The organism is Streptomyces sp. NPDC059010, from assembly GCF_042740355.1.
GTDB lineage: Bacteria > Actinomycetota > Actinomycetes > Streptomycetales > Streptomycetaceae > Streptomyces.
Genome location: NZ_JBHYJA010000035.1, coordinates 1 through 26,071, shown reverse-complemented (window position 1 = coordinate 26,071; position 26,071 = coordinate 1). Strand labels below are relative to the sequence as shown.

Annotated in this window: 23 protein-coding genes; 18 read left to right on the top strand and 5 right to left on the bottom strand. The window is 71.6% G+C overall.

Annotated features, from left to right (window positions below; all coding sequences use genetic code 11):
• The first annotated feature begins 153 nt into the window (after positions 1-153).
• Positions 154-1,128, top strand: coding sequence for a DUF3048 domain-containing protein (locus ACFWYS_RS31815; protein ID WP_384776245.1), 975 nt, complete (start codon positions 154-156; stop codon positions 1,126-1,128).
• A 51-nt stretch (positions 1,129-1,179) separates the two neighbouring features.
• On the opposite strand, the gene ACFWYS_RS31810 is transcribed toward ACFWYS_RS31815, so the two are convergent.
• Complete coding sequence (locus ACFWYS_RS31810) at positions 1,180-1,644, bottom strand: MarR family winged helix-turn-helix transcriptional regulator (protein WP_384776243.1); 465 nt, start codon at positions 1,642-1,644, stop codon at positions 1,180-1,182.
• Between the two features lie 213 nt (positions 1,645-1,857).
• On the opposite strand from ACFWYS_RS31810, the gene ACFWYS_RS31805 reads away from it, so the two are divergent.
• The 8 genes from ACFWYS_RS31805 (at position 1,858) to ACFWYS_RS31770 (ending at position 9,184) form a co-directional block, all read left to right on the top strand.
• Complete coding sequence (locus ACFWYS_RS31805) at positions 1,858-2,613, top strand: CoA transferase subunit A (RefSeq protein WP_384776241.1); 756 nt, start codon at positions 1,858-1,860, stop codon at positions 2,611-2,613.
• On the top strand, positions 2,613-3,257 hold the full coding sequence (locus ACFWYS_RS31800) for a CoA transferase subunit B (RefSeq protein WP_384776239.1): 645 nt from the start codon (positions 2,613-2,615) through the stop codon (positions 3,255-3,257). Before ACFWYS_RS31805 ends, ACFWYS_RS31800 begins: the two co-directional genes overlap by 1 nt.
• A complete protein-coding gene (locus ACFWYS_RS31795; protein WP_384776237.1) occupies positions 3,254-4,456 on the top strand; it encodes a thiolase family protein in 1,203 nt (400 codons plus the stop codon). The genes ACFWYS_RS31800 and ACFWYS_RS31795 overlap by 4 nt, the downstream gene beginning before the upstream one ends.
• Before the next feature lie 19 nt (positions 4,457-4,475).
• Positions 4,476-5,249: a protocatechuate 3,4-dioxygenase subunit beta gene (gene pcaH, locus ACFWYS_RS31790; protein WP_384776235.1), complete on the top strand. Its 774-nt coding sequence runs from the start codon at positions 4,476-4,478 to the stop codon at positions 5,247-5,249.
• A gap of 6 nt (positions 5,250-5,255) precedes the next feature.
• The gene (pcaG, locus tag ACFWYS_RS31785) at positions 5,256-5,861 is read left to right on the top strand and encodes a protocatechuate 3,4-dioxygenase subunit alpha (protein WP_384776233.1); all 606 of its coding nucleotides are present in this window, start codon (positions 5,256-5,258) and stop codon (positions 5,859-5,861) included.
• Positions 5,858-7,195 carry a 3-carboxy-cis,cis-muconate cycloisomerase gene (gene pcaB / locus ACFWYS_RS31780; protein WP_384776231.1) on the top strand — a complete coding sequence of 446 codons (1,338 nt, stop codon included), beginning with the start codon at positions 5,858-5,860 and terminating at the stop codon, positions 7,193-7,195. The genes pcaG and pcaB overlap by 4 nt, the downstream gene beginning before the upstream one ends.
• Positions 7,192-8,328 carry a 3-oxoadipate enol-lactonase gene (gene pcaD / locus ACFWYS_RS31775; protein ID WP_384776229.1) on the top strand — a complete coding sequence of 379 codons (1,137 nt, stop codon included), beginning with the start codon at positions 7,192-7,194 and terminating at the stop codon, positions 8,326-8,328. The genes pcaB and pcaD overlap by 4 nt, the downstream gene beginning before the upstream one ends.
• Positions 8,329-8,392: 64 nt before the next feature.
• Positions 8,393-9,184: an SDR family NAD(P)-dependent oxidoreductase gene (locus ACFWYS_RS31770; RefSeq protein ID WP_384776227.1), complete on the top strand. Its 792-nt coding sequence runs from the start codon at positions 8,393-8,395 to the stop codon at positions 9,182-9,184.
• Positions 9,185-9,214: 30 nt separating this feature from the next.
• On the opposite strand, the gene ACFWYS_RS31765 is transcribed toward ACFWYS_RS31770, so the two are convergent.
• Complete coding sequence (locus ACFWYS_RS31765) at positions 9,215-11,890, bottom strand: ATP-binding protein (RefSeq protein WP_384776225.1); 2,676 nt, start codon at positions 11,888-11,890, stop codon at positions 9,215-9,217.
• A gap of 207 nt (positions 11,891-12,097) precedes the next feature.
• Here ACFWYS_RS31765 and ACFWYS_RS31760 point away from each other — a divergent pair, with 207 nt between their 5' ends.
• From ACFWYS_RS31760 to ACFWYS_RS31750, 3 genes are all read left to right on the top strand, one after another.
• Complete coding sequence (locus ACFWYS_RS31760) at positions 12,098-13,396, top strand: MFS transporter (protein ID WP_384776223.1); 1,299 nt, start codon at positions 12,098-12,100, stop codon at positions 13,394-13,396.
• Positions 13,397-13,400: 4 nt separating this feature from the next.
• Positions 13,401-14,555 carry an anhydro-N-acetylmuramic acid kinase gene (locus ACFWYS_RS31755; protein WP_384776221.1) on the top strand — a complete coding sequence of 385 codons (1,155 nt, stop codon included), beginning with the start codon at positions 13,401-13,403 and terminating at the stop codon, positions 14,553-14,555.
• Positions 14,556-14,666: 111 nt separating this feature from the next.
• A complete protein-coding gene (locus tag ACFWYS_RS31750; protein WP_384776219.1) occupies positions 14,667-15,755 on the top strand; it encodes a DUF2510 domain-containing protein in 1,089 nt (362 codons plus the stop codon).
• Between the two features lie 148 nt (positions 15,756-15,903).
• Here the strand turns inward: ACFWYS_RS31750 and ACFWYS_RS31745 are convergent, their stop codons facing one another.
• A complete protein-coding gene (locus ACFWYS_RS31745) occupies positions 15,904-16,518 on the bottom strand; it encodes a TetR/AcrR family transcriptional regulator (RefSeq protein WP_384776217.1) in 615 nt (204 codons plus the stop codon).
• 191 nt (positions 16,519-16,709) lie between these two features.
• Here ACFWYS_RS31745 and ACFWYS_RS31740 point away from each other — a divergent pair, with 191 nt between their 5' ends.
• Both ACFWYS_RS31740 and ACFWYS_RS31735 read left to right on the top strand, forming a co-directional pair.
• Positions 16,710-17,549 (top strand): phosphatase PAP2 family protein, encoded by an 840-nt coding sequence (locus ACFWYS_RS31740; RefSeq protein ID WP_384776215.1) that lies wholly within the window; start codon positions 16,710-16,712, stop codon positions 17,547-17,549.
• Positions 17,546-18,574, top strand: coding sequence for a hypothetical protein (locus tag ACFWYS_RS31735; protein WP_384776213.1), 1,029 nt, complete (start codon positions 17,546-17,548; stop codon positions 18,572-18,574). The genes ACFWYS_RS31740 and ACFWYS_RS31735 overlap by 4 nt, the downstream gene beginning before the upstream one ends.
• An 18-nt stretch (positions 18,575-18,592) precedes the next feature.
• On the opposite strand, the gene ACFWYS_RS31730 is transcribed toward ACFWYS_RS31735, so the two are convergent.
• Positions 18,593-20,644 (bottom strand): phosphocholine-specific phospholipase C, encoded by a 2,052-nt coding sequence (locus tag ACFWYS_RS31730; RefSeq protein ID WP_384776211.1) that lies wholly within the window; start codon positions 20,642-20,644, stop codon positions 18,593-18,595.
• Between the two features lie 162 nt (positions 20,645-20,806).
• Between ACFWYS_RS31730 and ACFWYS_RS31725 the strand changes: the two genes are divergently transcribed.
• Positions 20,807-22,105, top strand: coding sequence for an MFS transporter (locus ACFWYS_RS31725; RefSeq protein WP_384776209.1), 1,299 nt, complete (start codon positions 20,807-20,809; stop codon positions 22,103-22,105).
• A 212-nt stretch (positions 22,106-22,317) separates the two neighbouring features.
• Here ACFWYS_RS31725 and ACFWYS_RS31720 read toward each other — a convergent pair whose 3' ends face one another.
• Positions 22,318-23,349, bottom strand: coding sequence for a LacI family DNA-binding transcriptional regulator (locus ACFWYS_RS31720; RefSeq protein ID WP_384776207.1), 1,032 nt, complete (start codon positions 23,347-23,349; stop codon positions 22,318-22,320).
• A 358-nt stretch (positions 23,350-23,707) separates the two neighbouring features.
• On the opposite strand from ACFWYS_RS31720, the gene ACFWYS_RS31715 reads away from it, so the two are divergent.
• The 3 genes from ACFWYS_RS31715 to ACFWYS_RS31705 all read left to right on the top strand — a co-directional run.
• Positions 23,708-24,727 (top strand): sugar ABC transporter substrate-binding protein, encoded by a 1,020-nt coding sequence (locus tag ACFWYS_RS31715; RefSeq protein WP_384776205.1) that lies wholly within the window; start codon positions 23,708-23,710, stop codon positions 24,725-24,727.
• Positions 24,727-25,806: an ABC transporter permease gene (locus tag ACFWYS_RS31710; protein WP_384776202.1), complete on the top strand. Its 1,080-nt coding sequence runs from the start codon at positions 24,727-24,729 to the stop codon at positions 25,804-25,806. The genes ACFWYS_RS31715 and ACFWYS_RS31710 overlap by 1 nt, the downstream gene beginning before the upstream one ends.
• A gap of 5 nt (positions 25,807-25,811) precedes the next feature.
• A partial coding sequence (locus tag ACFWYS_RS31705; RefSeq protein WP_384776200.1) for an ATP-binding cassette domain-containing protein occupies positions 25,812-26,071 on the top strand: 260 nt, incomplete at its 3' end.

The window sequence follows — 26,071 nt, the reverse complement described above, 5'->3', positions numbered from 1 at the left end:
CGAACCGTCGCCGCGGGCCATGGGCCGATCGATGGATTCCCGCGCGCGGCGCAAACCGATCACGCATGGGCACCTATTAACTGATAAGCGCACAATTGGTGAAATGAACTGAGTGGGTGGTGGCGGGTGGCAACGGTGGGCAGACAGCGAAGGGTGCGCGCGAGAGGCACCACGGCGACGGCGGCTCTGCTGGCCGCCCTGATGACCGCCTCCTTGGCGGCCGGCTGCACGACCTCCGACGACTCACGTGACGACGGCCGCGGCCGGCCGCAGCCCCAGGCGCCGAGTGAGAGCAAGAGCAGGGCGAAGTACAAGTCCATCCTCGCCGTGAAGATCGACAACGTGCGCGCCGCACGGCCCCACACGGGCCTGAACGAGGCGGACATCGTGTACGTCGAGCAGGTCGAGGGCGGGCTCAGCCGGCTGATGGCGATGTACGCGCAGAAGCTGCCGAAGGTGGTCGGGCCGGTACGCAGCGCCCGCGAGAGCGATCTGGAGCTGCTGCGCCAGTTCGACCGGCCGGTGCTCGCCTTCTCCGGGGCGCAGCGCAAGCTCCTGCCGCTGATCGACAAGACGTCGGTGCTGGCGGAGCCGCCCGAGAAGGCGACCAAGGCGTACTTCCGCTACAAGGCCAGGCCCTCACCGCACAACCTCTATCTGCGGCCCCGCCGGCTGATGTCCCCCGCCCCGGGCACGGACGTCCTGACGACCGGCTTCCGCTTCGGTGCCGCCCCCGCGGGCGGCAAGGCCGTGCACTCGCGGACGGTGCGCTTCGAAGCGGCCCGGTACACCTTCACCTGGTCCAGTAGCCGCAACTGCTGGCTGGTCGCCATGGACGGTAAGGCCGCCAGGACGACGGACGGGCGACGGGTCAAGGCAGGGACGGTCATCGTGCAGTACGTGAAGGTGCGCGAGTCCAGGTTCCATGACTTCCTCGGCAACAACACGCCGTACTCCGAGACGGTCGGCGCCGGGAAGGCGACGGTGCTGCGGGACGGACTCGCCTACGACGGTGTGAAGTGGAAGCGTCCGAAGGCCTCGGGCGGCACGACGTTCACGACCCGGAACGGCAAGCCGATGAAGTTCCAGCACGGCCAGGTGTGGGTGGTGTTCGCCACGGCGCACTGAGCGTCCGGGCGGCGGACAGGGCAGCGGTCGGAGCTGCGGTCACAGGTGCGGTCAGGGCTGCGCGACGAGGCGTTCCGCCGGATTGCGCAGCCCCTCGGCCGCGTCCGAGACCCGCCGGATCAGATCGAAGAACAGCGTCTGCTCCTCGGCGGACAGCGGGGCCAGGAAGACCTGGTTCATCCGGGCCGTGCGCACGGTCAGCTTCTTGTGCGTGCGCAGCCCCTCGTCCGTCAGACGCAGCAGGAAGCGGCGGCCGTCCTGGGGGTCACGGACCTTGTCGAGCAGCCCACGGCGGCCGAGCCGGCTGATCACCTCGGCGATGGTGGACCGGTCGAGCCCGACCCGCTCCCCCACCGTCCGCTGGTCCAGGCCGGGCTCGGCGACGAGCGTGTTGAGGACGGCGAACTGGGGCGAGGTGATCTCCTCGGACACCATCGTGTTCCACAGCAGGTAGTGCGCCTGCTGGAGCCGCCGGGCCAGATGCCCGGGGTGGGTGGTGAGGTCCACCGCCGCCATGTGTACTCCCGAGGGTCAATTCATCCGTGCACTGAACAATACCGGGCCGCATCGCACCTTGTCTCCAGGACGGCACAGCCCATTGACCTCGCCCTTCTCCAGGGTCTTGACGCTGCATCCCACAAGTGGCAGCGTGAAGGAAACTTCACTCAAATGCTCAGTACCCTGATTAACTGAGGATGCCGGGCGCTCGGACGGGATGGGGCTTCACGGATGGACAAGGTGGTCGCCACGGCCCTGGAGGCGGTGGCCGATGTGGGCGACGGGGCGTCGCTCGCGGTGGGCGGTTTCGGGCTGAGTGGTGTGCCGAACGTATTGATCCAGGCGCTGTTCGAGCGTGGGGTCGGCGGACTGCGGGTGGTCTCGAACAACTGCGGGGCGATGGAGTCCGGCCTGGCGGTGCTGCTGGCGGCGGGGCGGATCGGTCGGGTGACCGGCTCCTACATCGGGGCGAACAAGGAGTTCGCGCGGCAGTACCTGGCCGGGGAGCTGGAGGTGGAGATGATCCCGCAGGGCACGCTGGCGGAGCGGTTGCGGGCCGGCGGGGCCGGGATCCCCGCCTTCTACACGCCGGCCGGGGTGGGCACGCAGGTCGCCGAGGGCGGGCTGCCCTGGCGCTACGACGGCTCCGGCGGGGTGGCGCTGGCCTCCCCGCCGAAGGAGGTGCGGGAGTTCGACGGCACCGAGTATGTGCTGGAGCGCGGCATCCGCACCGACTTCGCGCTGGTCCGCGCGGCCAAGGGCGACCGGCACGGCAACCTCGTCTTCAACAAGTCGTCCCGGAACTTCAACCCCCTCGCCGCGATGGCCGGTCGGGTGACCATCGCCGAGGTGGAGGAACTCGTGGAGCCGGGCGCGATCGATCCGGACGCGGTACACCTGCCGGGGATCTTCGTACAGCGGGTGGTGGCCCTCACCCCCGAGCAGGCCGCCGACAAGAGGATCGAGCAGCGGACGGTGAGCAGCTGATGGCCTGGACACGCGAGGAGATGGCGGCGCGCGCGGCGCGCGAGCTCGAAGACGGCCAGTACGTCAATCTCGGCATCGGCCTGCCGACGCTGATCCCCAACTATCTCCCCGAGGGGGTGGAGGTGGTCCTGGAGTCGGAGAACGGCATTCTCGGCACCGGCCCCTACCCCACGGAGGACCAGGTCGACCCGGACCTGATCAACGCCGGGAAGGAGACCGTGACGGTCCTGCCGGGGGCGTCCTTCTTCGACTCGGCGCTGTCCTTCTCGATGATCCGCGGCGGGCACATCGACGTCGCCGTACTCGGCGCGATGCAGGTCTCCGAGAAGGGCGATCTGGCGAACTGGGCCATCCCCGGAAAGATGATCACCGGGATCGGCGGGGCGATGGACCTGGTGCACGGGGCCCGCACGGTCATCGTCGTGATGACCCACACCGCCAAGGACGGCTCGCCGAAGATCCTCGCCGAGTGCGCGCTGCCGCTCACCGGCAAGGCGTGTGTGAACCGGATCATCACCGACCTCGGTGTCCTCGACGTCACCGACGACGGTCTGGTGCTGACCGAGACCGCGCCCGGCGTGAGCGCGGACGAGATCATCGCGAAGACCGACACCGAACTCACCGTCGCGGAGGGCCTGTTGTGAAGACCGTCTATCTCGTGGACGCGGTCCGCACCCCGGTCGGCCGCTACAACGGCGGCCTGGCGAGCGTGCGCCCGGACGACCTGGCCGCGCACGCCGTCCGTGAACTCCTCGCCCGTACGCCCGACCTGGACCCGTCCCGGATCGAGGACGTCTACCTCGGCAACGCCAACGGCGCCGGCGAGGAGAACCGCAACGTCGCCCGGATGGCCGCCCTCCTGGCCGGCCTGCCCACCTCTGTGCCCGGCGTGACGGTCAACCGGCTGTGCGCCTCCGGCCTCGAAGCGGTGATCCAGGCGGCCCGCGCCATCGCCGTCGGGGACGCCTCCATCGCCGTGGCCGGAGGTGTCGAGTCGATGACGAGGGCGCCGTACGTCCTGCCCAAGTCCGACAAGCCCTTCCCCGCCGCCCACACCGAGCTGTACTCCACCACCCTGGGCTGGCGCATGGTCAACCCGCGGATGGAGCCGCAGTGGACCATCCCGCTCGGTGAGTCGGCCGAGCTCATCGCCGACAAGCACAAGATCGGCCGGGAGCAGCAGGACGAGTACGCGCTGGCCTCCCATCAAAAGGCCGCGCGGGCCCGGCAGCAGGGCCTGTTCGACGCCGAGCTGGCGCCCGTGCCGATCCCGCAGCGCAAGGGCGACCCGGTCGTCTTCGCCGCCGACGAGTGCGTACGCCCCGACGCCTCCCTGGCCGCGATGGCCAGGCTGAAGCCGTCGTTCCGCACCGAGAACGGCACCGTCACCGCGGGCAACGCCTCCCCGCTCAACGACGGCGCCGCAGCCCTGCTGCTGACCGACGAGGAGGGCCTGAAGGCCACCGGCCGCGAACCCCTCGCCCGGATCTCCGCCACCGGCGTCCACGCGCTCGACCCGCACTACTTCGGCCTCGCCCCCGTCGAAGCCGTCAACCGCGCCCTGGCCAAGGCGGGCAGGACCTTCGCCGACCTGGACGTGCTGGAGCTGAACGAGGCCTTCGCCGCCCAGGTGCTGGGCTGTGTCGCCGAGTGGCCCGAGTTCGACCCGGCGATCCTCAACCCGCAGGGCGGCGCGATCGCCCTCGGCCACCCGCTCGGCGCGTCCGGTGCCCGGCTCGCCGGGACGGTCGCCCACCAACTCGCCCGCAAGGGCACCGGCGTCGGCGTCGCCACCCTGTGCATCGGCGTCGGCCAGGGCCTCGCCCTCGTCCTCGAACGCTGAAGACCCCCGAGGAAACCCCATGACTCTCACCCAGCACGACATCGACCAGGAGATCGCGGCCGAGCACGCCGCGTACGAGAAGCGGATCGCCGACGGAGCCCCCGTCGAGCACCAGCCGCGCCGCGACTACGCGCCGTACCGCTCCTCGGTCCTGCGCCATCCCAAGCAGCCGCCCGTCTCCATCGACGTCAGCAAGGACCCGGAGCTGGTGGAGCTGCACTCCCCCGCCTTCGGTGAGCGCGACATCACCGAGATCGACAACGACCTCACCCGGCAGCACAACGGGGAGCCGATCGGCGAGCGCATCACCGTCGAGGGCCGCCTTCTCGACGCGAAGGGCCGCCCGATCCGCGGCCAGCTGATCGAGATCTGGCAGGCGAACTCGGCGGGCCGCTACGCGCACCAGCGTGAGCAGCACGACGCACCGCTGGACCCGAACTTCACGGGCGTCGGACGCACCCTGACCGACGACAGCGGCCTCTACCGCTTCACCACCGTCCAGCCGGGCCCGTACCCGTGGCGCCAGCACGTCAACGCGTGGCGGCCGGCCCACATCCACTTCTCGCTGTTCGGCACGGCGTTCACCCAGCGGCTCGTGACGCAGATGTACTTCCCGAGCGACCCGCTGTTCCCGTACGACCCGATCATCCAGTCCGTCACGGACGACGCGGCCCGGCAGCGGCTGGTCGCGACGTACGACCACAGCCTGTCGGTGCCGGAGTTCTCGATGGGCTACCACTGGGACATCGTGCTCGACGGGCCGAACGCCACGTGGATCGAAGAAGGGCGCTGACCTGCCATGACGAAGATCGACACAAACCGTCCCGAGACCGTGCTCCCCACTCCGTCGCACACGGTCGGCCCCTTCTACGGCCACGCCCTGCCCTTCCCCGGCGGCGGCGACATCGCGCCCGTCGGCCACCCGGACACGATCGCCCTCCAGGGATACGTCCTGGACGGCGAGGGCAATCCGCTCCCGGACGCCTTCGTGGAGCTGTGGGGCGCCGACCCGGACGGCCATGTCCCGCAGGTCGACGGCTCGATGCGGCGCGACCCGGCGAGCGGTGGCTTCCTGGGGCGCAACGGGGTGGAGTTCACCGGCTGGGGGCGGATCCAGACGGACGCGAACGGCCACTGGACGGCGCGGACGCTGCGGCCCGGCGCGCGCGGGCGGAGCGCGCCGTACCTCAGCGTGTGTGTGTTCGCGCGCGGGCTGCTGGTGCACCTGTTCACCCGGATCTATCTGCCGGGCGACGAGGCCGCGCTCGCCGCGGACCCGCTGCTGTCCCGGGTGGACGCGGAGCGCCGCGACACGCTGATCGCGGTGGAGCAGGGCAACGGAACGTACCGTTTCGACATCCGCCTTCAGGGCGAAGGCGAGACGGTCTTCCTGGAGTTCCAGTGACATCACCCGCCGATCCCGCCGAGACCGAGACAGAAGCCGAGACCGACCCCGTCACCGACACCGGCCTGCTCGCCCCGGGATGGGCAGGCTCCCCCGCCGCCTCCGCGACCGGCGACACGGCCTACCTTCAGGCCCTGCTCGACGCGGAGGCCGCCCTCACCCGGGCCCAGGCGGCCCTTGACCTCGCCCCGGCCGAGGCCGCGTCGGCGGTGACCGGGGCCGCCGACGCCGGCCGCTTCGACCTGCGCTCCCTCGCCGGGCGCGCCCGGGCCGGCGGCAACCCGGTCATCCCCCTGGTCGGCGAGCTGACGAAGGCCGTCGGCAAGGAGTACGGCCCCTATGTCCACCGGGGTGCGACCAGCCAGGACATCATGGACACGGCGACGATGCTGGTCGCCGCCCGCACCCTCGACCTGGTCCTCGGCGACCTCGGCCGCACCGAACGGGCGCTCGCCCGGCTGGCCGCAGAGCACCGCGACACCGCGATGCCGGGACGGACGCTCACCCAGCACGCCGTACCGACGACGTTCGGGCTGAAGGCGGCCGGCTGGCGGGCGCTGGTCCTCGACGCACGGGACCGGGTGTCGGCCGTACGGGGCTCGCTGCCTTCCCAACTCGGGGGCGCGGCAGGGACGTTGGCCGCCTTCGGGGCGTACGGCGCGAGCGATCCGACCGCGCTTCCGGCGGCGTACGCCCGCGAACTCGGCCTCCGCGCCCCCGGCCTGCCCTGGCACACCCTGCGCACACCGATCGCCGATCTCGCCGGATGCCTGGCCTTCACGGCGGGCGCGCTCGGCAAGGTCGCCGTGGATGTCCTCACCCTCTCCCGCACCGAGATCGCCGAGGTCGCGGAGGGCAGTGGCGGGGGCTCGTCCGCGATGCCGCACAAGTCCAATCCGGTACGGTCCACGCTGATCGTCTCCGCGGCGCGGCGGGCGCCTCAGCTCGCGGCCACGCTGTACGGGTCGCTGCCGGCGGAGGACGAGCGTCCGGCGGGGGCCTGGCATGCCGAGTGGGAGCCGCTGCGGGAGCTGCTGCGGCTGGTCGGCGGAGCCGCCCGGGATGCCGTGGAACTGGCCGAGGGGCTGAAGGTCAGGCCCGAGGTGATGCGTGAACACCTCGATCTCACCCACGGGTTGATCGTCTCCGAGCGGCTCTCCGCCGAGCTGGCCCCGGTACTGGGCCGGGCCCGCGCCAAGGAACTGCTCACCCGGCTGGCGTCCGAGGGACGCTCGCTCGCCGAGGCACCGGAGCTGGCCGACGTCGACCTCGACCCCACCCACTACACCGGCTCCGCCGGAGCCCTCACCGACCGTGCTCTGGAGCGACGTTGACCCACGAACTCCTCGACCACCGCGCCGAAGGGCCCACTTCCGCACCCCCGCTGCTGCTCGGGCCCTCGCTCGGCACGTCGTACGCCGTGTGGGACAAGGTCGCGCCCGAGCTGTCGATCACCCATCGGGTGGTCCGCTGGGATCTGCCGGGGCACGGCGGCTCGGCGGCCGGCCTCATCGGGGCCGGTGCGACGGTCGGTGACCTCGCCACACTGGTGCTCGCGCTCGCCGACTCCCTCGGCATCGAGCGGTTCGCGTATGCGGGGGTCTCGCTCGGTGGTGCGGTGGGCCTGCATCTGGCGGTGCACCACCCGGAGCGGGTCACCTCCCTCGCCGTGATCTGTTCGTCGGCGCACTTCAACGGCGCCAAGCCGTGGGAGGAGCGGGCCGCGCAGGTGCGCAGCGAGGGGCTCGCCGCTCTGGCGGAGAACGCGAACGCCCGCTGGTTCACGCCCGGCTTCACCGTGCCGCGGCTGGTCCAGGACCACCGGGACGCCGACCCGGCCGCCTACGCCGCCTGCTGTGACGCGCTGGCCGCCTTCGACCTCCGTGACCGGCTGGCCGAGATCTCCGCGCCGACGCTGCTGATCGCCGGGCGCGAGGACCCCGCCACCCCGCCCGCCCATCTGCGGGAGATCGCGGACGCCGTGCCCGCAGCCGCGCTGGTCGAGATCCCGGGGGCCTCCCACCTGGCGCCCGCGCAGTGCCCGGAAGCGGTGCTGACTGCGCTGCGCGCGCACCTCGACGGCCATGCCAAGCGGGGCATGGAGGTGCGGCGCGAGGTGCTCGGCGACACCCACGTCGACCGCGCGCAGGCCCGGCAGACCCCGTTCACCGCACGCTTCCAGGACTTCATCTCGCGCTACGCCTGGGGCGAGATCTGGACCGACCCCACCCTCACCCGCCGCGAGCGCAGCATGATCACCCTGACGGCCCTGGTCGCGCACGGTCACTACGACGAGCTGGCCATGCACGTCCGGGCGGCCCGCCGCAACGGGCTGACACCGGAGGAGATCGGCGCCGTACTGCTGCAGACGGCCGTGTACTGCGGTGTTCCGGCGGCCAACTCGGCCTTCGCGGCGGCGCAGCACGTCCTCGCGGAGGAAGCGGAGGAGGCGGAGAAGGAAGGGTGACCCTGCTGGTCGTAGCTTCAGCAGCACCTCGCACATGCCGCCGCCCCGTGCCTACGGTGGAGGCATGTCCACCATTCTGATCACCGGCGCCACCTCGGGTCTCGGTCGCTACGTCGCCTTCGAGCTGGTCCGTGCCGGACACCGGGTGCTCGCGCACGGCCGGGACGCGGGCCGTACGGAGCAGCTGGTGGAGGAGCTGCGCGGCGAGGGCGAGGCCGAGGGGTTCGTCGCGGATCTGGCCTCGCTGGGGCAGGTGCGGGAGCTGGCCGCCCATGTCGCCGGGGAGCATCCCGAGCTCGACGTACTGATCAACAATGCGGGGGTGGGCTTCGGCTCACCCGACGCGGGCCGTGAGCTCAGCGTCGACGGGCATGAACTGCGGCTGGCGGTGAACTACTTGGCACCGGTCGCGCTCACTCGCGCCCTGCTTCCCGTCCTGCGCGCCAACGCGCCCGCGCGGATCGTGAACGTCGGCTCCGCCGGCCAGGAGCCCCTCGACTTCGACGACCCCGAGCTGACCCGCGGCTACGACGGTGTCTCGGCGTACCGCCGCAGCAAGTTCGCCCTCGCCGCCCATACGTTCGCTCTCGCCGAGGAACTGGAGGGCACCGGCGTCTGTGTCAACGTGCTGCACCCGGCGACCTATATGGACACCGGCATGGTGCGGGAGGGCGGCATCACGCCCTGGAGCTCGGTCGCGGACGGCGCGCCCGGGGTCCTGGCCCTCGCCACCCGGGACCTGGGCTCGGGCGGCTACTTCGACGGGACGTCCCGGGCGCGGGCACACGAGGGGACGTACGACCCCGAGGTACGCAAGCGGCTGGCCGCGGTCACCGACCAGCTGCTGGCCCTCTGACCCGCCTCACCACAGCCCGTCCGACCCGCCTCACATCACGCCCGCGGCCAACGCAGCCTCAGCCTGCAGTACCAGGCCGTCCGCCCTGCACGACTGCGCCAGGGTCAGACCCCGCCGGAGTTCCGTGGACGAGCGGGCGGCGATGCCGTACTCGACGCGGGCGGCCGCGTGTTCGTACTGGCAGGGCGAGGCCTCCAGATAGGTGACGGCCTGTTCGGCGAGGCGTACCGCGCGCTGACCGGTCTCCAGGGCGGCGGCACAGCGCAGGGCCTCGCCGATCGCGGTGTCGGTGCCGAAGCGCTCGGCGTGCCGTCGGACGTCGCCGGCGAGCCGGGCGGCACGCGCCGGGTCCTCGCTCGCGAGAGCTCTGGCGAGGTCGACGGCCCAGGGGACGAGGACCGGGTTGTGGTGGGCGCGGACGGCTGCCGCCTTCTCCGCCGCCTCCAGTTCGTTGATGCCGTCCTTGGTGCGGCCGACGGCGAGGAGCAGACGGCCGCGGACCGAGCGCGGGTCCGGCAGGACGATGGTGGACGGGTAGGGCGGAGCGAAGCCGTACTGCTCGGCGATCTCCCAGGCCTGGTCGACATGGCCGCGGGCGATCAGGGTGTCGACGAGGTTGCAGGTGGCGGACCAGTGCAGGGGCAGTCGGCGGCCGACGCGCTCGGCGAGCGCCAGCGACTTGCGCAGGGAGGCCTCCGCCTCACGGAGCCGTCCCCGCCTGCGCAGACCGAGTCCGACATAGGCGTGGGCCAGGGCGAGGTGGCCGCCGCTCCAACCTGCGGACTCGTAGGCGCGCAGCGCCTCGTTGTACAGGGCCTCGGCCCGGTCGAGCCGGTCGGTGTAGGCATAGGCGCTGGCCAGCATCATCGGCAGCTCGATGCCCCACTCCGGGTCGGTCCAGCCCAGCCCGGGGGCGAGGCGGCCGTTGACGAGGGCGCGGTCGCACAGTTCGACCACTTCCTCGGCGTTCTCGCCGCGGGCCATGGCATCGAAGCCGCGCAGTATGAGCAGGGCGCGCTCGGAGTTGTGGCGGCCGGTGCAGGTCCTGGCGAGTTCGGCGAGGCGGGCCGAGCGTCCGGGGGAGGCCGCCTCGCCCGCGTAGAGGCCCTCCCACATGAACTGCACCGCCTGGAGCCGCAGTTTGACGGGACCGGCCGGGTGCTTCGCGGCCTCCGCCTCGACGGTGCGGACGGCTTCCTCCAACTGGTCGTTGTGGAGGAGGGCCTGGGAGAGGCGGTAGACGGCGTCGACGCGTTCGTCACCGACGAGGCCGGGCATGGCGAGGGCGGTCTGCAGATGGTCGATGGTGGTCGCGGGCGCGGTGAGCAGGGTGACGCAGCCCAGTTCGTGGAGCACGCGCGCGTGCACCTCGGGCAGCGGCGGCTCCAGCAGGGCGCGCTCCAGGCAGCGGCGGGCCGCGTCGGGGGCGCCGACGGCAAGGTGTTCGCGGGCGGCCTCGCGCAGCTGCTCGACGAGTTCCTCGTCGTGGTCCGGGTGGACCTCCATGAGGTGGCGGGCGGCGACCGCGGCCCCGCGTCCGTTGTCGGTGACGACGCGGGCGGCGATGCCGTGCATGGCGGTGCGCAGGGCGTCGGGGATGGAGTTGTAGACGGCGGTGGCGATCAGCGGGTGGACGAACTGCAGGTCGCCGTCGTCGGGCTGGGCCGCGGCCGGGTCGGGCTCGGTGAGGATACGGGCGGCGCGCAGCAGGTCGGCGCAGCCCACGGCGTCATCCAGGCTCATGGTGGCGAGCTCGGCCACCAGGTCGACGGAGATGCCGGCGCCGAGGATGGCGGCCGCCCAGGCGAACCGGGTGGCCTCGATGCCGAGGGTCTCCAGGCGGGCGACGAGGCCGCCGCCGCGTGCCGCGCGGTTCAGGGCGCGCAGTTCACCGGCCGAGGCCTCGGTCGGCTCGAACTCGCTGTCCTGCACCTTGGCGAGGAGCTCGACGGTCTCGTACGGGTTGCCGCCGGTGACCGCCCAGACCTCGCGGCAGAACGGGGCGTCGGCGTGCGCGCCCAGGGTGGCGCGGGTGAGGCCGGCGGTGGCATCCGGGGTGAGGGCGCTGAGGTTGGCGACGGAGGAGCCCGCGGCGGCGACCGTGTCCAGATGGCGGGCGGCGTCGCCGCTGACACCGCCGGGGCGGCGGGCCACGATGACCAGGACGCTCTGTTCGGCGAGGCGTTCGGCGAAGGCGGCGAGCCAGCGCAGGGTCTCCTGGTCGGCCCAGTGGGCGTCGTCGACCAGCAGCACCAACGGCCAGTCGCGCCGGGCCAGTCGGCGTACGGCGGCGACCAGTCCGTCGCACACGCCCTGCGGGTCGGCCTGGCGCTCGCCGGGTTCCGCTATGCCGAGGGCGGGTCCGGCGATGTCGTACCAGTCGCCGAGGTATTCGCGCGCCTCTTCCGGCATCAGCGACAGCAGCGCGGGCTGCAGCAACTGCCGCACCACGTTGAAGGGGACGGAACTCAGGGTCTCGCTGCCGCGCGCGGACCACACCGTGCAGTTGCGGGCCTCGGCGATGCGGCGTGTCTCGGCCAGCAGCGCGGTCTTCCCCAGTCCCGCCTCGCCCCGCAGCACCAGCAGACCGCCCGACGAGGACTCGTCGGCGCACAGGGTGTCGAGGGCCCGCTCGACGGCGGCGAGTTCCTCGTCGCGCTCCCACAGGGAGGCCGAGGCGGCCTGTGTGGGCCGTACCTCCGTCATCCCGATACCTCCCCAAGTCGCCCGAACGACGTACAGAGCTTGAGCGTAGCCGTCCGATTGACTGAGTGGAGGCCGGTCCGGGCAGCTCTTGCCGTGATGGGTGAATCCGGGTGCGGGCGGGCGACGCGCAGGGCCCGTGACCTGCCCCGGAAAACCCGACGGAGAGTCAAGAACCGACGGCCGAACCGACAGTGAAGAGGCGCGGGAATGACGCTGACGATCCATGACCGGGGCACGGTCCGGCCCCGCAGGGCCCTGCTCGCGGGCTCGGTGGGCAACTTCATCGAGTGGTACGAGTTCGGGGTCTACGGCTACTTCGCGACGATCATCGCGGCGCGCTTCTTCACGCCCGAGGGCGGCAGCGAGGCCGAGGCGCTGGTGAGGACGTACGCGTCGTTCGCGCTGGCGTTCTTCTTCCGGCCCGTCGGGGCGGCCCTGTTCGGCCGGCTCGGCGACCGGATCGGCCGCAGGCCCGTGCTGATCGTGGTGATCCTGCTGATGACAGGGGCTACGACACTGATCGGCGCGCTGCCGACGTACGCCACGGTCGGCGCCCTCGCGCCCTGGCTGCTGACGTTCCTGCGGGTGCTGCAAGGGCTGTCGGCGGGCGGGGAGTTCGGGGGCGCGGTGGCGGTGATGACCGAGTTCGCGCCGCCCGGGCGGCGCGGGCTGTACGGGTCGTGGCAGTCGTTCACCGTGGCGCTGGGGCTGCTGGGCGGTGCGGGGGCGGCGCTGCTGGCCACGGTGCTGACGGAGCATCAACTCAACGCGTGGGGCTGGCGGTTGCCGTTTTTGCTGACGCTGCCGCTGGGGCTGGGCGCCCTGTGGCTGCGGCTGAGGCTGGACGAGACACCCGCGTTCCGGGAGGAGCGGGCGGCCGAGCGGCCTCCCGTGCGCGAGGTTTTGGGGGCGATCGCGCTGGGCGCGGGGCGGATCATGGGGTGGGCGGCGGCCGGGTACACCTTCCTGGTGGTGCTGCCGTCCTATCTGCAGTCCACGCTGGAGGCGACCTTCCAGCAGGCGCTGGTCGCGACGGTGCTGGCCAACCTTGGGTTCGCGCTGACCATCCTCCCGGCCGGTCTGCTCAGCGACCGGATCGGCCGGCGGCCAGTGATGCTGACGGGGGCGGTGCTGGTGGTGGTCCTCGCGGTGCCGCTGCTCAACCTTCTGCAGGCCCCCGGCGTTTCCCTCACCCTGAAGGGGGCAGCCGTGTGTGGCGCGGGCGCCGTGGTGGGGCTGATGGCGGGGCCCGGACCGGCGATGCTCGCGGAGCTGTTCCCGACGAACGTGCGCTACACGGGCCTGGGACTCGCCTACGCGTTGTCCAATGCGGTGTTCTCGGGGTGTGCCGGGCTCATCATCACGGAGACGATCGAACGGACCGGGAACGTGGACATCCCCGCGTACTACGCGGCGGCGACCTGCGCGGTGAGCATCCTTGCGCTGGCCAAGTCCCCCACGACCACGTCCCGACCGACCAAGTCTCCTGAAGGAAAAGTGAGTTGAGCGGATGCGGGTGATCGGTCTGATGTCGGGCACGTCGTGCGACGCCATCGACGCGGCCGCCGCCGACCTGAGCCTCGTCGGCGACAGCCTCGTCCTGAAGCCGCTGGGGCTGGTGAGCGAGCCGTACGACGACGGGCTGCGCGAGGCGCTCGCGCAGGCGCTGCCGCCGGGGGCGGCCTCGATGGCCGAGGTGTGCCGGCTCGACACGCGGATCGGGCAGGCGTTCGCGGTGGCGGCCACCCGCGCGGACCGTGAACTGTGCGACGGGCGGGCCGAGTTGGTCGCCTCGCACGGGCAGACCGTGTACCACTGGGCCGAGCACGGGCGGGTCCACGGCACGCTCCAGCTCGGACAGCCGGCCTGGATCGCCGAGGCCACCGGGCTGCCCGTGGTCGCCGACTTCCGGCCGCGCGACATCGCCGCCGGAGGGCAGGGAGCGCCGCTGGTCAGCCTGGTCGACCTGCTGTGGCTGCGCGGCCGGCCGGGCACCCCGGTCGCCCTCAACCTGGGCGGCATCGCCAACCTCACCGCACCCGACGGCACCGCCTTCGACACGGGGCCGGGCTGTGCGCTGATCGACGCGGCGGCGAGCGGGTTCAGCGGCGGACGGTTCGCCTATGACGTGGACGGGGCGCTGGCCGGTCACGGCAGCGTCCGTGAAGCGCTGCTGGAACGGCTGCTGGAGGAGCCGTACTACGCGCTGCCCGCGCCGAAGACGACCGGCAAGGAGCTCTTCCATCTCGGGTATCTGCGGGACGCGCTGGCCGGGTTCGGGACGCTGCGTGCCGAGGACGTCGTCGCCACGCTGACCATGCTCACGGCGCGGACGGTCGCCGACGCCGTGCGTACGGTGGGCGCCACGGAGGTGATCGCCTCGGGGGGCGGGACACGCAACCCCGTGCTCATGCGGATGCTCGGGCAGCAGCTGGCGGGGGTGACGCTGCGTACGTCCGACGTGCTGGGGCTGCCGGCCGCCGCGAAGGAGGCGTACGCCTTCGCCGTACTGGGATTCCTGACCGCGCACGGCCTGCCGGGAACCGACCCGGCGGCCACCGGCGCCCGGCACGCCCGCGTGCTCGGCTCCCTCACCCCGGGCCGGGAGGGCCTGCGGCTGCCGTCGCCCGCGCGGGAGCGGCCGGTGCGGCTCGTGCTGGAGTGACGCCGACCTGAATCCTCGGACGGCCGACACCCCGGGGCGGCGGGGCATTTTCGCGGCCGTCGGGCCGGATCCTCTCATCCGGCTTTCACCGACACCTCATACGGTGGGTACATGACGCAGGTGACTCCTCCCGGCTGGTATCCCGACCCCGGCCGGAAAAGTGACGGTCCGCCCACCGAGCGCTGGTGGGACGGCAAGGCATGGACGGACCAGGTCCGGCCCACGGGGTCGGCCGCCGAGGCGGCTCCTCCGCAGGAGCCGTCGGCGGACGGGGCCGTGCCCGCGTATCCGGTGCAGTCACCGGCCGACGGGGCGTATCCGGCGTATCCCGTGCAGCCGGCCGCCGACGGGGCCTACCCGGCGTATCCGGTGCATCCGGGCTACCCGGGGCAGGTGCAGCCGAGCGGGCGGCGCGGTCTGCGCACGGGCATAGCCGTGGGAGTGGCGGCGGTCGTCCTCGCGAGCATAGGCGTCGGCGTGTACGCGCTGACCGCCGACGGCTCGGGCGGCGGCGCCAACTCCCAGCAGGGCCCGGGCGGCCCGGGTGGACAGGGCCCCGGCGGTGGTCAGGGCGGGCCCTTCGGCGGCCCCGGCGGCGGCGACGGCGGTTCCGGGGGCGGCAACGGCGGTTCCGGCGGGCAGTCGCCCTCCCCCGAGGGCTCCGAGGCGCCGAAGATCGACAGCGGTGCGGTGACCGACCCGGTGAGCGGGATCAGCATCCCCATCCCGGACGGCTGGTACGGCCAGCAGATCAGCTGGGGCGCGCACGTGGGGTCGGACAAGACGTACAAGTGCCCCTCGGACACCTCCCAGACCTGTATGAAGGGCGGCGCCTACTCGGCGCCCGCGCTCGCGCTCGGCACCAAGGGCAAGACGGCCGAGGAGATCGCCAAGGCGGACATCTCGGCGAACGCCGACGAGTCCTACGGCAAGGGGTACGGCAAGATCACCTCGCACGAGGTGCTGGCCTCCAAGGCGGTCACCGTGGCCGGGCAGAAGGGCTATCTGGTCCGCTGGAAGGCGGTCACGAGCAAGGGCGCCGACGGTTACGTCGAGTCGCTCGCCTTCCCCTCCCCCGTCAGTGCGCAGCAGATGGTCGTGGTCCGCATCGGCGTCGACGCCGGGGAGCAGTCGGTCATCGACAAGATCACCGAGGGCATCAAGGTGTCCACGGGCGGCGGCAACGGCCAGGACGTCTGATCCGGCCCGCAACGTGATGCGGCCGGGTGGGGCGCCCCTCCGCTCAAGAGGAACCCCACCCGGCCGGGGGGTGCGCGCCGCCCCCGTCCCCACGGTGCGGCGCGGAACAGGTCACCGTCCAGTCATCCCGTGGACGGCGGCCTGAGTCTCAGGTCAGGCCCAGTGTCGGCAGCACGGCGGCCTCCACGAACCGGACGATGTATGCGGGGTCGGCGTCCTGGCCCTCCAGGACGGGCCGGGCCCGCAGCACGCCGAAGATCTGCGCCGGGATGTACTCCAGCGCCGGATGGTCCCCGGCGACCTCGCCCCGCTCGACCCCGCGCCGGAGGATCTCCTTCAGCGCGTCGATCTCGGGGTCGATGAGCGCCTCGCGCAGCGCCCGCTGGAGTTCCGGGTCCTGCATGACGGCATGGCCGAGGGCCTGGAACAGCCGGGTGTCCTTGCCCGACCACGCCCCGGCGGCCCGGGCGGCCTCGCGCAGGTCCCCCGCGAGCGTCCCGGTGTCGATGCCGTCGAAACGCGTCTGCCGGCTGGCGCGCAGGGCGGCGGCCACGAACTGCGGCTTGGTCTTCCACTGCCGGTAGAGCGTGGACTTGCTGCAGCGCGCGCTGGCGGCGACGCCCTCCATGGTGACGGAGTCGTAGCCGCACGCGCGGATCTGTTCGAGCACGGCGTCGAAGAACTCCTGCTCACGCTCGGGCGTGATCTTGGAGCGGCGCGAGGCGGCGACCGTCTCCGGTCCGTCCGCGGCCTGCGACGTCATGACTCTCCTCCTCGTTGGTGTGCGTTCGCCGAACCCTTGGCGGGTCCTGCTCTCCAGTGTGTCGCACGTCTATCGATACGTCACTGTACCGGAACGCCGACGTATCGGTACAGTGGCGTATCGGTACTCTGGCGTATCGGTACGCCATTGTTTCGATGCACCACCCACCGTTCAGCGAAAGGGCCGGGGGAATGAATGCCCGCACCGAGCCTGCACAGGCGGAGACAGCCGCGATAGCGCGGCCTCCGCTGGTCCGTGAGCTCCTGCTCGTCGCAGGGCTCTTCCTCGTCTACAAGCTGGGCCGGCAGCTGGCCACCGGCCACACCGGCGAGGCCTTCCGCAACGCCGACCGCGTGTGGGACCTCGAACGTGCCGTCCACCTGCCCGGCGAGGGCTCGGTGCAGAACGCTCTGCTGCACAGCGACACGCTCATACACATCGCGAACACCTACTACGCGACCGTCCACTTCCCGGCCACCGCCGCCTTCCTGGTCTGGCTGTACCTGAGGCGCCCCGCGCACTACGTCTGGGCCCGCCGCGTCCTCGCCGCGGTCACCGCCGCCGCGCTGCTGGTGCATCTGACGTTCCCGCTGGCCCCGCCTCGCATGCTCGCCGCGGCCGGTCTGCTCGACACCGGGCAGCTGTACGGCCCCTCCGTGTACGGCTCCCCCGAGACCGACCACCTGTCGAACCAGTTCGCGGCGATGCCCTCGCTGCACTTCGGCTGGGCCCTGATGGTGGCGATCGGCCTGATCGCGGCGACCCGCTCCCGCTATCGCCTGCTGTGGCTGCTGCACCCGCTGCTGACCCTGCTGGTCATAGTCGGCACGGCCAACCACTACTGGCTCGACGCGATCGTGGCGGCGGCCATGCTCGCTCTCGCCCTCGCGGTGATCCGGCTGCCGAAGCGCACGGCGACGACGGCCGGAAGCGGCGCCCGCGAGCCCGTGCCGACGGCCCGCGGCGAAGAGGGCGAAGAGGCCGGAGAAGCGGTCGACGGAGATTCCGTACTCGTGGGAGCGGCCCGATGAACGCCACCGTCCTCGCCATCGCCCTGTCCCTGTTCTCCGCCGTCGCCTACGCCGCCGCGGCCGTCGCCCAGGAGCGGCTGGCCTCCCGCGCCCCCGGCTCGGGCCTGCTGCGGCTCCTGGGCTCCGGCGCCTGGTGGGGATCGGTCCTGCTCAACGGCTCCGGCGCGCTGCTGCACGTGGTGGCTCTGAAGTACGGTCCGCTGACCGTCGTCCAGCCGCTCGGCGCGCTCACCCTCGTGGCCGCGGTGCCGCTGGGCGCGCGCCTCGCGGGGCGGCGGGTCAGCGGGCCCGAGTGGCGCGGTACGGCGCTGACGCTGGTCGGCCTCGGCGCGATCCTCGTCACGGCGTCCGGGCCCGCGCCCGAGGAGGTGCTGAGCACGTCCGAGGCGCTGGCCGTCGCGGCGGTGACGGTGGCGCTGATCGGCGTGCTGTCGCGGCCGGGCGCCCGGCCGGGGCTGCGGCACGCGACCGCGTCCGGTTTCGCCTCCGGCGTCGCCTCGGCGCTCACCCAGACGGTGACGGTCGCCGCGACGGACCACTCGGCCCCGCTGCTCAGCCCGCAGGTGGTCGGCGTGGCGTTGCTGGTCGCGGCCCTCGCGGCGAGCGGACTGCTGCTGTCGCAGACCGCCTACCGGGGCGGGCTCGGCGCCCCGCTCGCGGTGGTGACGCTGGCGAACCCGCTGGCGGCCGTGGTGATCGGGCTGGTCCTGCTCGGCGAGCGGCTGCAGGGCGGCGCGACGGGCATCCTGCTCGCGCTGGCCGGGGCGGGCCTGGCGTCCTGGGGTGTGGTGCTGCTCAGCCGCGCGACCCCCGAACCGGCGGCCTCACCCGCCCCCGCACCCGAACCCGCGCTCACGCCGGCCGCCCCCGCCGCGGACGAGGAGCACCCCGTGGCCGCCGTACTGGCACTGGAGTCGGCGTCGACGTCGGCGGCGCAGGAACGGGTGCTGCTGCCCGGGTCGGCCGCGCCCGGACCGGCGTTGGTGCCCCGGCAGCCGGGGCCGGGGCACCTCACACCGCTGTGAGCAGCTCTGCGCTGCGGGCTACTCCGTGATGATCGCCGGGTCGCTCACACCCGGCCGCCCGTTCTCGACGCGCCCGGCGAACCGCCGCAGGAACGCCGGGTCGCCGTCGGCCGTGACGGTCAGGTCGTACCAGCGACGGCTGGCCAGAAGGCCGATGCAGCGCCGCGCCGTGGCACCGGGCGCGACCGTCACCGTCGTGGCGGGACCGCCGTACCCGTTGGCCACCTTCAGGCGGACGCTCGCCGTCCCCTTGTTGGTGAACGTCAGCTCGATGTCGTCGCCCTTGTGCCGGGCGGTGACCTCGGGACCGGCCGTCTTGTTCGAGCCCTTGAAGTAGCGCACGAAACCGGCCGGGCCGTGCACGGTCAGGTCGTACGAGCCGTTCGAGTACGCCGAGTTCCAGGTGTCCGTGAGGGACTTGCCGGCCTCGGTGGTGTACATCCAGGGGCCGTCGGTGCGGTTGCCGGACGTGATGTGGAAGGCGGCACCGGCCTTGGCGCCGGAGGCGAGGGCCAGCGTGAACTTCCCGGCCGCCGCGTCCACCGAGCCGTCCACGTACGGGGCGTACTTCAGTGGGCGCGAGGGGCGCAGACCGCGCTCCTGCTTCGGCATGTCCGGGTCGGCGGGCGGCGTCGGCTTGTAGTCGGGGTGACGCTCGCGGTCCTGCGGCTCGTACTCGTCCGTCCCCGGCAGCGCGGCCGGGCGGCTGTCGTTGCGCGAGAAGTCGAAGGCCGAGGTCAGGTCGCCGCAGATGGCCCGGCGCCAGGGGGAGACATTCGTCTCCTTGACGCCGAAGCGGGCCTCCATGAACCGCAGGATGGAGGTGTGGTCGAGCGTCTCGGAGCAGACGTAACCGCCCTTGCTCCACGGCGAGACGACCAGCATCGGCACCCGCGGGCCGAGGCCGTAGGCGCCGGCCGGGCGCTTGCTGTCGCCCTTGTACAGGTCGAGCGAGACGTCGACGGTGGACTTGCCCTGGGAGGCGTCCTTCGGCGGCAGCGGCGGGACGACGTGGTCGAAGAAGCCGTCGTTCTCGTCGAAGGTGATGAACAGGGCCGTCTTCGACCAGACCTCCGGATTGGAGGTGAGGGCGTCCAGGACCTGGGCGATGTACCAGGCGCCGTAGTTGGACGGCCAGTTGGAGTGCTCGGAGAAGGCCTCGGGCGCGGCGATCCAGGAGATCTTCGGCAGCTTCCCGGCCTTCACGTCGGCCTTCAGCTGGTCGAAGTAGCCGTCGCCGCTCTTGGCGTCGGTGCCGGTGCGGGCCTTGTCGTACCAGGGCTCGCCCGCCTTGGCGTTGCGGTACTTGTTGAAGTACAGCAGGGAGTTGTCGCCGTAGTTGCCCCGGTAGGCGTCCTCGATCCAGCCCCAGGAGCCGGCCGCGTCCAGGCCGTTGCCGATGTCCTGGTAGATCTTCCAGGAGACACCGGCCTGCTCCAGGCGCTCGGGGTAGGTCGTCCAGCCGTAGCCGAGCTCGTCGTTGCCGAGGACCGGGCCGCCGCCGGTGCCGTCGTTGCCCGTGTAGCCCGTCCACATGTAGTAGCGGTTCGGGTCGGTGGAGCCGATGAACGAGCAGTGGTAGGCGTCGCAGACGGTGAAGGCGTCGGCGAGGGCGTAGTGGAAGGGGATGTCCTCGCGGGTCAGGTACGCCATGGTCGTGGTGCCCTTGGCGGGGACCCACTTGTCGTACTTGCCGCCGTTGTACGCCTGCTGGCCGTCGGTCCAGCCGTGCGGAAGGCCCTCCAGGAACTGCATGCCGAGGTCGTCGGCGTCCGGGTGGAACGGCAGGATGTCCTTGGTGCCGTTCGACTGGTGCCAGTTGGACTTGCCGTTGTCCAGCTTCACCGGGCGCGGGTCGCCGAAGCCGCGGACGCCGCGCAGCTTTCCGAAGTAGTGGTCGAAGGAACGGTTTTCCTGCATCAGGACGACTATGTGCTCGATGTCCTCGATGGACCCTGTGCGATGGTTCGCCGGGATCGCGGCGGCCCGCTGGATGCTGCTCGACAGAGCCGTGAACGCCGTGGTCGCGCCCGCGAGTTGAAGGAATCTGCGGCGATTGACTTCGGGCATGAGTGAGGGACCTCTTCCCATTGAGGGTGATTTGACCGAACGGCATGTGACGGAATGCGCGCGGAAGGAGTGTTCCAGGAGCACCAAACGTCAGGGAAGGGTCCGGTGGCGCTCGTGTGAAAGTAGGGGGTACGTGAGGTGTGCCGGGGCCGCCGTCCGGGGATGGTCGCGATCATGACAGAGACGACGCGCACGGATTCCCCGCCGGCCTCCCGGCCCGTACGCCAGCTCCTCGCCGCCTCGGTCGGCAACGCCGTGGAGTGGTACGACTGGTACGCCTACACCTTCCTCGCCACCTATATCGCGGCCGAGGTGTTCCCGAAGAGCGCGGACAACTCGCTGGTGCCGCTGCTGTCGACGTTCGCCGTCTTCGCGGTGGGTTTCTTCATGCGTCCGGTGGGCGGGCTGCTCATGGGCGCGATCGCGGACCGCCGCGGCCGGCGCGCCGCGCTGACGATCACCATCCTGCTGATGGGCGGCAGCAGTCTGCTGGTCGGGCTGACGCCGACATACGAGACCGTGGGCGTCCTCGCTCCGGTGACCCTCGTCCTCGCCCGGCTCCTCCAAGGCCTGTCCGTGGGCGGCGAGTTCGCGGCGTCGACGACCTTCCTGGTGGAGTCGGCGGGACCGGGACGGCGCGGGCTGTTCTCCAGCTTCCAGTACGTGTCGACGACCGCCGGACAACTGGTCGCCTCCGGCATCGCGACGCTACTGGTGGGCACGCTGAACGACGGGCAGATGAACGGCTGGGGCTGGCGGGTGCCGTTCGTCCTCGGTGCCGTACTCAGCCTGGTCGGCTTCTGGATCCGGCAGGGCGCCGAGGAGACCAGGAGCGCCGAGCAGCAACAGGCCCCGCGCCCCGGTCTGTTGGAGGCGCTGCGCCGCCATCCCCGCCAGTCGCTGCTGATCTGCGGCATCACCGCCGGCGGCACCATCGCCTACTACACCTGGACGTCGTACCTGCCGACGTACGCCGAACTCAACGCGGGCATCGAGAAGTCGGACGCGCTGCTAGCGGGGACCATCTCGCTGGCCTTCTTCGCCCTGCTCCAGCCGATCGGCGGCCTCCTCTCGGACCGCTTCGGACGCCGCCCCCTGCTGCTCTTCTTCGGACTGGGCTTCACCCTGCTCACCGTCCCTCTCCTGCACTCCCTGCACGACTCGTTCGCGGTGCTGCTGCTGGTGCAGTGCGCGGGCATGGTGCTGCTGACCGGGTTCACCTCGATCAGCGCGGCCGTGAACGCCGAGCTGTTCCCGCCCCGGGTGCGGGCGGCGGGCATCGGGTTCCCGTACTCGCTGACGGTCGCGATGTTCGGGGGGACGGCGCCGTATGTCGGCACCCTGTTCAAGGAGATCGGCCACGCGGGCCTCTTCCCCTGGTACGTCGCCGCACTGTGCCTCGGCTCGTCGCTGGTGTATCTGCGCCTCCCCGAAACCGCGCACCGGCCGCTGGAGCGATGAGCCCGTCAGCGCACCGACACGCCCGTCAACTCCATTGAGTACTAGCGGAGTTGGCGGGAACGGCCCTGTTCGGGACCGATGAGGACGCCCCGCGCGAGCTCCCGCCGGGCCGGGGTGGGGATCGCCACGCTCCACCGCCGGCTCGCCGGCGGGAACGACCGCCCGTTCGTCGACTCAGCGGCGTGACGCTGGAGCGGCGGGCCTTCCCCCGTTCAGCGCGGCGCCGCGATGCTCCCCCGCACGACCAGCTCCGGGGTGAGGACCACCTCTCGGGGCTCGGTGCGGTCCTGGTCCAGGCGTTCCACGGCGGCGGCGACCGCGTACCGGGCCTGTTCGCGGGCGCCCTGGCTGACCGTGGTCAGGTTGAAGCAGCTCAGGCGGGACAGCGTGTCGTCGTCGTAGCCGGCCACGGAGACCTCGCCGGGGACGGACACTCCGGCGCGCGCGAGGGCGGTGAGGACGCCGATGGCGCACTGGTCGTTGTAGGCGAGGACGGCCGTGGGGAGGTCGCCGGAGTCGAGGAGCTGGCGGGCGGCTCGCTCACCGGCCTCTTCCGTGTTCTCCCCGCGCAGGACCCTGATGTGCGCGTCCAGGCCGTGCCGGCGCATGGCGGTGCGGTACCCGCGGCGCCGGTCCGTGGCGATCACGCCCTTGCCGCCGTCGACGTGCGCGATCGCTCGGTGACCGAGACCCACCAGGTGGTCGACGACCTGGCCGACCCCTTCGTCGTCGGCGCTGCGTACGACGTCCAGCTCACCTTCGGCGATCCGGCGGCCGACGACGATGACGGGGGCCTTCTGGTCCAGGGAGGCGAGTGTGTCGGCGGGGGCGGTCGGGCCGAGCAGGATCAGGGCCTCGCTGCGGAAGGCGAGCAGCGTCTCGACGGCGGTGTGCTCGTCGCGGGTGCGGGTCATGGTGCTCAGGACGAGGTCGTAGCCGACCTCCTCGGCGGCCGTGTGCAGATGCTCGACCAGTTCGGCGTGGAACGGGCTGTGCACGTCGATCATGACGCCGAGCAGCCGGGTGCGCCTGCTGGCGAGCATGCTGGCGGTGCGGTCCACCTGGTAGCCGAGGTCGGCGGCGGCCTTCAGGACCCGCTGCCGGGTGCGTTCACTGGGTCCGGGCACACCGCGCAGCACGAGGGACACGGACGCGGTGGACACGCCCACACGGGCCGCGACGTCCTCCAGTCGCGGACGCTTGCCGGCGCCGCCGCGGCGACGCTCGGACTCCGCTTCCCCCACTTCGGCCCTCCCGTCCGCGATCTGCTCGGGCAACACCCTTGACACGCTCTGGAAACGAGCCGATAGTACCAGCACTTAAAGCGCTTTAAATTGTCCTGTTGTTCCAACCAAGAAAGCACTGAGAGTCACGTCGACCGGGTCGGCCTCATCAACGCCGACGACGCCCACAAGGCGTCCCACCCACGACACGGCCACCCCTGCGGTTCCCCGCCTGCCGATGCCGACCACGGCATCGTCTCCCCGACCACGTCCATGACATCGCGGTCGTTGCCCGATCCCGGCCCATCCAGCAGCCGTGGCCCCCACCTGTTCGCCCCATCTGTTCTCCCCGCCATTCGCACAGCGAGGTGCACGCACCATGAACCGTTCCATCCTTCCCCGCTCCCGCAGACTCGCCCCCGCCGTGGCCGTGGCCGCCGCGGCCACGCTGGTCCTCGCCGGCTGTTCCAGCAGCTCCGGCGGCAAGAAGGCCGAGGACGCCGACAGCGGCGTGTCCGCGGGCAAGGCCACCACACCCCGCATGACGATCGCGATGGTCGCCCACGCGCCTGCCGGCGACACCTTCTGGGACACCATCCGCAAGGGCGCCGAGGTCGCCGCGGCCAAGGACAACGTCAAGCTGGTCTACTCCAGCGACGAGACCGCCGCCGATCAGGCGGCCCTGGTGCAGAACGCGATCGACCAGAAGGTCGACGGCATCGCCGTCACCCTCGCCAAGCCGGACGCCATGAAGGACGTCGTCGCCAAGGCCGTCAAGGCCGGCATCCCGGTCGTCGGCTTCAACGCGGGCATGCCCGACTGGCAGAAGCAGGGCCTGCTGTCCTTCTTCGGCCAGGACGAGGCCATCTCCGGCGAGGCGCTCGGCACCAAGCTCAACTCCACCGGCGCCAAGCACGCCCTGTGCGTGGTCCAGGTCCAGGGCGCGGTCAACCTGGAGCAGCGCTGCGCCGGTGTGGAGAAGGGCTTCAAGGGCAAGACCGACAAGCTCTACGTCAACGGCGCGGACATGCCGTCCGTGAAGTCGACGATCACCGCCAAGCTCAAGCAGGACTCCTCGATCGACCAGGTGGTCACGCTCGGCGCCCCGATCGCGCTGACGGCCGCACAGTCGGTCGACGAGACCGGCAGCAAGGCGAAGATCGCGACGTTCGACCTGAACAAGGAGCTGATCGCGGCGATCAAGGACGGCTCCATCGAGTTCGCCGTCGACCAGCAGCCCTACCTCCAGGGCTACCTGGCGGTCGACTCTCTCTGGCTCTACAAGAACAACGGCAACTACAGCGGCGGCGGTGAGGCGCCGATCCTGACCGGCCCGGCCTTCGTCGACAAGTCCAACGTCGAGGCGATCGGCAAGTTCGCCGCGAAGGGCACCCGGTGATGAGTATGACCCAACAGGCTGCGCCGGCGGTGCCCACACCGCCGGCCTCCGGCCCCGGCAAGGAGACCGACGGCCGGACCCAGGAGCGGCCGCTCGCGCTGCGGCTGCTCGCACGTCCCGAGATCGGTGTCTTCCTCGGTGCCGTCGCGGTGTTCATCTTCTTCCTCGTCGCGGCGCCGCCGGTGCGCGACGGCAGCTCGATGGCCAACATCCTCTACCAGTCGTCGACCATCGGGATCATGGCGCTCCCGGTCGCGCTGCTGATGATCGGCGGCGAGTTCGACCTGTCGGCCGGTGTCGCGGTGATCACCTCCGCGCTCACCGCGAGCATGACGGCCTATCAGCTGAGCATGAACGTCTGGGTGGGCGTGATCGTCGCCCTGGCCGTGTCCCTCGCGGTCGGTCTCTTCAACGGCTGGATGCTGGTCAGGACGGGCCTGCCGAGCTTCCTGATCACCCTGGGCAGCTTCCTGATCCTGCAGGGCGTGAACCTGGCGGTGACGAAGCTGATCACCGGCAATGTCGCCACCGACGACATCCAGGACATGGACGGCTTCGACCAGGCCAAGGCGGTCTTCGCCTCGTCCTTCGAAATCGGCGGCGTCAACGTGAAGATCACGGTCGTGTGGTGGCTGGTCTTCGCGGCTCTGGCGACGTGGGTCCTGCTGCGCACCAAGTACGGCAACTGGATCTTCTCGGTCGGCGGCAACCAGCAGTCCGCCCGCGCGGTCGGTGTCCCGGTGACCTTCACCAAGATCTCGCTGTTCATGCTGGTCGGCTTCGGCGCCTGGTTCGTCGGCATGCACCAGCTCTTCGCCTTCAACACGGTGCAGTCCGGGGAGGGCGTCGGCCAGGAGCTCATCTACATCGCCGCAGCCGTTATCGGCGGCTGCCTCCTGACCGGAGGCTCCGGCTCTGCGATCGGCCCGGTCTTCGGGGCCTTCATGTTCGGCATGGTCCAGCAGGGCATCGTCTACGCCGGCTGGAACCCCGACTGGTTCAAGGCCTTCCTCGGCGTGATGCTCCTCGGCGCCACGCTCATCAATCTGTGGGTCAGCCGCACGGCGACCAGGAGGTGACCCCCATGACGACCACCCAAGGAACCGGCACCCACGGCGCCGTCCTGCAGGACACCGCACCAGCCGACGGCGCCGCCGTCGTCGAACTGCGCAACGCCGGCAAGTCCTACGGCAACATCCGCGCCCTGCACGGCGTGAGCCTGGCCGTCCATCCCGGCAAGGTGACCTGTGTGCTCGGCGACAACGGGGCCGGCAAGTCCACCCTCATCAAGATCATCTCGGGTCTGCACCAGCACACCGAGGGCGAGTTCCTCGTCGACGGCCG